The organism is Micromonospora sp. NPDC023814, from assembly GCF_040639595.1.
Classification (GTDB): Bacteria; Actinomycetota; Actinomycetes; order Mycobacteriales; family Micromonosporaceae; genus Micromonospora.
The window spans coordinates 1-4,381 of sequence record NZ_JBFAAF010000167.1; the positions used below are offsets into that span (position 1 = coordinate 1).

A 4,381-nucleotide genomic window follows, 5' to 3' on the forward strand; every position below is an offset into this window, starting at 1 on the left:
ACGTGTTAGGTAGTGTCACGATGATCCTCTTCCTGTCTCCCATCGAGCCTAGCTCGCCCGGGAAGGCTGTCTCCTCTCAGCCTGACAGACAGGGAAGTCGTCAGCGCCGAACTGGTCGACGCCGCCTGGAGCGTGACCGACCGGCACAAGATACGGGTGCCCGGCCGTGTGGTCCTGCACTGTGGTCAGGGCCGTGACGGCAGTCTCTGGCTTCGCGCTGGCAATGACTGGCTTCGAATCGCAGTCACGCCCTAAGTAGCTCTCGTCATCGAGCTGACCAGCATCGGCTGCCGTGACAGAGACTCGCAGAGTGCCACTGTCAACTGGTGTTGCCCCCTGGCTCGGGCACGCATCGGGCAGGCAGGCACCGGCATGGGACCATCGAGGCATGGGTATTCGCTTGACCGGGCTATCGATCCCTGGAGGATTCGGCGCTCAGTGGCAGAAGACCGAAGGCGACAAGGACGTCGCTCGACGGGTCCTGCTCTTCCTTGAAGACCGTCGACTTCTTTTCGGCCAGCAACATCGACGAGACGAGAGTCACTGCATCTCCTCGGCGCTCCAGATCAGAACCTTCCTCACCGAACAACTCAATCTAGTTAAGCCCAAGAGCGATCTTTTCGAGAACCTCCGGGCCATGCGCGCCGCTTGCAGGCGATTCGTCGAAGCAGCAGGGCCACACGGCAGATACCTTAGCTACGGAGAGCGTTACGGACAGGCGGACCCATTCTCGCTTGCTCTCGGCGATCTTCGCAGCATGATGGGCATCCACATCGCCATCCTGGCCCAAGCCTACGACTTAGAAGTCGATGAAGAGCTCGCATCGATCCTGCCGCCGCAACCTCAAGATGACGATGGCGATCTTGGTTGGCTTCCCGGGTTCCACTGAGCTCGGCCCAATCACTGGAAGCCCTACTGCCATACCGGCTGCCGTCGACCCACCCTCCTGGGGAGCGGGCCTCCGCCCGGCCCGCCACGTCAAGACGGCCTTGACGGCTCGTACGGACGCTGGCGGCGCGGGCGGTGGTCTGCTCGGCTCGCCCGGGTCGACGGCGGGCGGGATGGCTCCCCCACCGCAACCACTCACGGACCGCCAGCCGCCGACGGCGCCCCGGCCATCCTGGAGCCGGAGCGCCCCGCCGGAGGCGCAGTAGCCGCGACCCCGCCACCGGCCGCCGCTCGCCGACACGCCCGGACGTCTGGTACGACGAGACTCTCCACCGACGGGGAAGAGGCCACCGCCAACGGCCGGATCGATGAGGCCCTGACCGGCGCGGCGCCGCCTGCATGACGGCCGCCATTCCGGATCTTGCCTCGGACACCTCGGCTGACCTGGTCAGATGCCTTCCAAGATCGAACGTAGTGCGTATTGCCAGCTCAGGTAGCGGTTTCGCTGATCTTCGAGGTGCCCCCGGCAGGATTCGAACCTGCGACACACGGTTTAGGAAACCGATGCTCTATCCCCTGAGCTACGAGGGCGCGAGGGCCTAGTCTAGCGACCTGCGGGTTCACCTGGGGTGGCAGGGAGTGGCCCATGTTCACCCGCGTCACCCGGGGCCCCGTTCTCCCAGCCCAGGACCACACCCCGAGCACACGAACCCCGGTTTGCGACCGGGGTTCGCCGCGGTGACCCGCGTTGGCACCGGTTGACCCGGGTTGGCATCTGCTGGAGAGCACACACCGCGCACATCATCGAAGATCATGGCGTGCGCTCCCCCGGCCCTGCGCGCGGCCGGCAGTAGTGCGGCGCGGCGGCAACTCTCCGCGAGCTTCGTTCGCTGGCTCAGGTCAAGACGCCGACGCAGGGTCAGCGTTCAGGATGAGTCCCGCACGACGCTCAGCGCCCGGATCAGTCACGGGCTGCGCTGGACCCGCTCTCGCAGCTTGCCCTCCCGCGAGTCCCCTGAGTCGGGATCCTTCCGCTCAGGAGGTGCGCCAACACTGTCACAGGCCTCGGCGCGCGTTACGGGTTCGGCAGGGTGCTGCGCCAGGCTGCCGCGAGTGCTGCCACGTCGGGGTACCGGTCGGCGGGTGTCGTGGTGGTGACGCGTACAGCTACCTGTTGTTGGTGGTGGGAACCACGCCAGCCGTGTGGGGAGTCGAGGAGGTGGTGGATGGTGCGGCCGAGGGTGTAGACGGTGGTGCGCTGGTCGATGACGGCGCTGCGGACGAATTCTTCGGGGGCCATGTAGCGGCGGGATCCGGGGAGGCGGTCGGTGTCGAGGGTGAACGGCCCGGGACGGTACTCGTCGAGATCGATCAGGCGTAGTTGGCGGGCGTGGAAGTCGTAGAGGAAGCAGCCGTCGTAGAGGTCGACCGCGACGAAGCCGGCGGCGGTGATGGCCAGGTGCGCGTCGAGGATGGTGTCGATGGCCGTTTCGACGTCGCGCAGGGGTAGTTGCTGGAACCGGTGCAGGGCGCTGCGGTCCGAGCCGTGGGTGGTGGCGTGGTTCAGCACGCTGCCGTCATGCCACGGGTAGACCAGCGTCGGCCCGTCGAGGACGTGCTCGGGGCGCACGATCGCCTCGTGTCGGACCGCGGCGTGGAACTGGGCGGCCCGCAGCAAGGAACGGCGGCTCTGCGCGGTGGTGGCTGTCTTGACGAACCAGCGGCGTCCGGACGCCTCGACGCCGTAGGAGACGCACCCCGAGTCCTGGGCGTCGAAGACCGCGAACGCAGAGTCCAGGGGTAGTTCCATCATGTAGGGAGAGTAGGGCCGCATCCCCTTTGCAGCATGCGAATGCCGCCGGCAGCGCCGTGGTGAGTCGCATGGTTGTGGCATCGTGTCACCGCAAGGGGGAGGTGACGCGGGTGGATGTGTCGTCGGCACCGACAAGGTACGCCGAAGCGTTGCTGTTCGCCGCCGAGGTGGTCGATGCGGCCACCCGTCCCCCACACGGCGACCACGGCGAGGAAGCGCTGCGCGATCCCTACGCGCGGGAGATGCTGAGGCATCAGAGCGACTGGTCGTGGTGCGACAACCGACAGGATGTCGACCTTGCCGCCAGCGGGGCGCTGCGCGCGACCGTCGAGTACGTCGCTCGTCGTCACGCCACAGCGCTGCCCGACCACACCGGTCGAGCCGGTGGACAGTGGCCCGACGTCGATGACCGCCTGGCCCGGCTGGAGTCTGCGCTGTGCTTCGCCGCCGAGGCCGCCGAGCAGGCCTGGCCGCACCGGCTGCAGCAGGTCCTGGCCCCTGGGTACGCCAGCGGCTCGCCGCGCTGCTGACCGCCACTGACCGGGCGGAAGGGCTGGGCAGTCTGGACGCCCGCGTGCGGCGCGCGGTCGTGCTGGCCTGGCAGTACCGGTCGGTGCGGCACGAACTGTTCGCCGACCACCACTGGCAGGGACGACCGCCGGCACCATGGTGGTGCCTCGACGGCACGATCGCCGTCCGCTCGCCGTTCGACGGCTACGCCACCGGTCAGGTGCCGTCCTACGCCCTGCGCCTGACCCACCTCGACCTCACCATGGGGCGAGGCGAAGGTGAGCTGACCGTCGCCCACTCCGGCACCGCCCCACTGACGGCATACCCAGTCACCATCACCGCCAGTGCGCCGACGCTGGCCGCCGACGTAGAGGCCGAACACCGGACGGCGGTGGCCGGCGCGCTGTCAGCCCTCGGCTTCACCCACGCCGAAGACTGGGGACCACCCTCGTCAGGGCCGCTAGACCGTTGCTGATTTCAGCGACGAGGTCCGCCGAGCACCCGGTCGGACGCTTGATCCCCGAGGTTGCTGCGTCCGGCCTGGAGACGGTGCCCCACCCTGATGCCTACGGCGACGCCCCCACCAGGTGTCCGCTCATGCCGAGAACGGTGCACCTGGTCGTGGTGACCGATGCTCACACTGGCCAAAGACTCCGTGAACCGGGGACCTCAGGGCGAAAACTGGAGCTCCGGCGATCCCTGGCCCGGCTCGGTGGCGATGATGTCAGTCGGCGTATCAGGGTATGCACTATGCTTACGCCTTGAATTTGAACGGCCCTTTGACATGACAAGAAGTACCGGTGGACGACAGGATCGCCCGGATTCAGGTCAAACTTGCAGCTTTGCCCCCAGCGGAGAAGGCCGTTCTCGGCCCTGTGCTCACTGAGCAGCAAGTCTCAGACTTCGAGGAACTACACGGCACCCGGATGCCGGAGGAGTTCCGCCAGTTCGTCACCCACATCGGCCATGGCGGATACGGCCCGACCTATGGACTACTGCCCATGGAACGGTGGGTGTCCGGGGGCGCGGGAGTCAACGGAAAGCTCGCCGAGCCATTCCCCTTCGTTCCTGACGTGCACATCGCCGCATGGTCTGCCGGTAGGCACGGCGGCGTGACGCCCACTTTCCCGGGCGCGATCGCGGTCGTCTACCGAGGATGCAGCGATTTCA

5 protein-coding genes and 1 tRNA gene are annotated in these 4,381 nt (G+C 67.2%); 4 read left to right on the top strand and 2 right to left on the bottom strand.

Annotation, left to right across the window (positions count from 1 at the left end; all coding sequences use genetic code 11):
• The first annotated feature begins 388 nt into the window (after positions 1–388).
• On the top strand, positions 389–889 hold the full coding sequence (locus AB0G14_RS34805; protein ID WP_357704898.1) for a DUF6650 family protein: 501 nt from the start codon (positions 389–391) through the stop codon (positions 887–889).
• Positions 890–1,406: 517 nt separating this feature from the next.
• On the opposite strand, the gene AB0G14_RS34810 is transcribed toward AB0G14_RS34805, so the two are convergent.
• Positions 1,407–1,479 (bottom strand) — tRNA-Arg (locus AB0G14_RS34810).
• A 484-nt stretch (positions 1,480–1,963) separates the two neighbouring features.
• Positions 1,964–2,701 carry a serine/threonine-protein kinase gene (locus tag AB0G14_RS34815; protein ID WP_357704900.1) on the bottom strand — a complete coding sequence of 246 codons (738 nt, stop codon included), beginning with the start codon at positions 2,699–2,701 and terminating at the stop codon, positions 1,964–1,966.
• Between the two features lie 110 nt (positions 2,702–2,811).
• Between AB0G14_RS34815 and AB0G14_RS34820 the strand changes: the two genes are divergently transcribed.
• The 3 genes from AB0G14_RS34820 to AB0G14_RS34830 all read left to right on the top strand — a co-directional run.
• Positions 2,812–3,231, top strand: coding sequence for a hypothetical protein (locus tag AB0G14_RS34820; RefSeq protein WP_357704902.1), 420 nt, complete (start codon positions 2,812–2,814; stop codon positions 3,229–3,231).
• Between the two features lie 44 nt (positions 3,232–3,275).
• Complete coding sequence (locus AB0G14_RS34825) at positions 3,276–3,686, top strand: hypothetical protein (RefSeq protein ID WP_357704904.1); 411 nt, start codon at positions 3,276–3,278, stop codon at positions 3,684–3,686.
• A gap of 325 nt (positions 3,687–4,011) precedes the next feature.
• Positions 4,012–4,381: SMI1/KNR4 family protein (locus AB0G14_RS34830; RefSeq protein WP_357704906.1), on the top strand; the 370-nt coding region annotated here is incomplete at its 3' end.

What these genes read in the sequence shown, in the direction of transcription:
- AB0G14_RS34815 (WP_357704900.1), bottom strand. Translation starts at nt 2,701, where the DNA reads ATGATGGAACTACCCCTGGACTCTGCGTTCGCGGTCTTCGACGCCCAG.
- AB0G14_RS34805 (WP_357704898.1), top strand. Translation starts at nt 389, where the DNA reads ATGGGTATTCGCTTGACCGGGCTATCGATCCCTGGAGGATTCGGCGCT.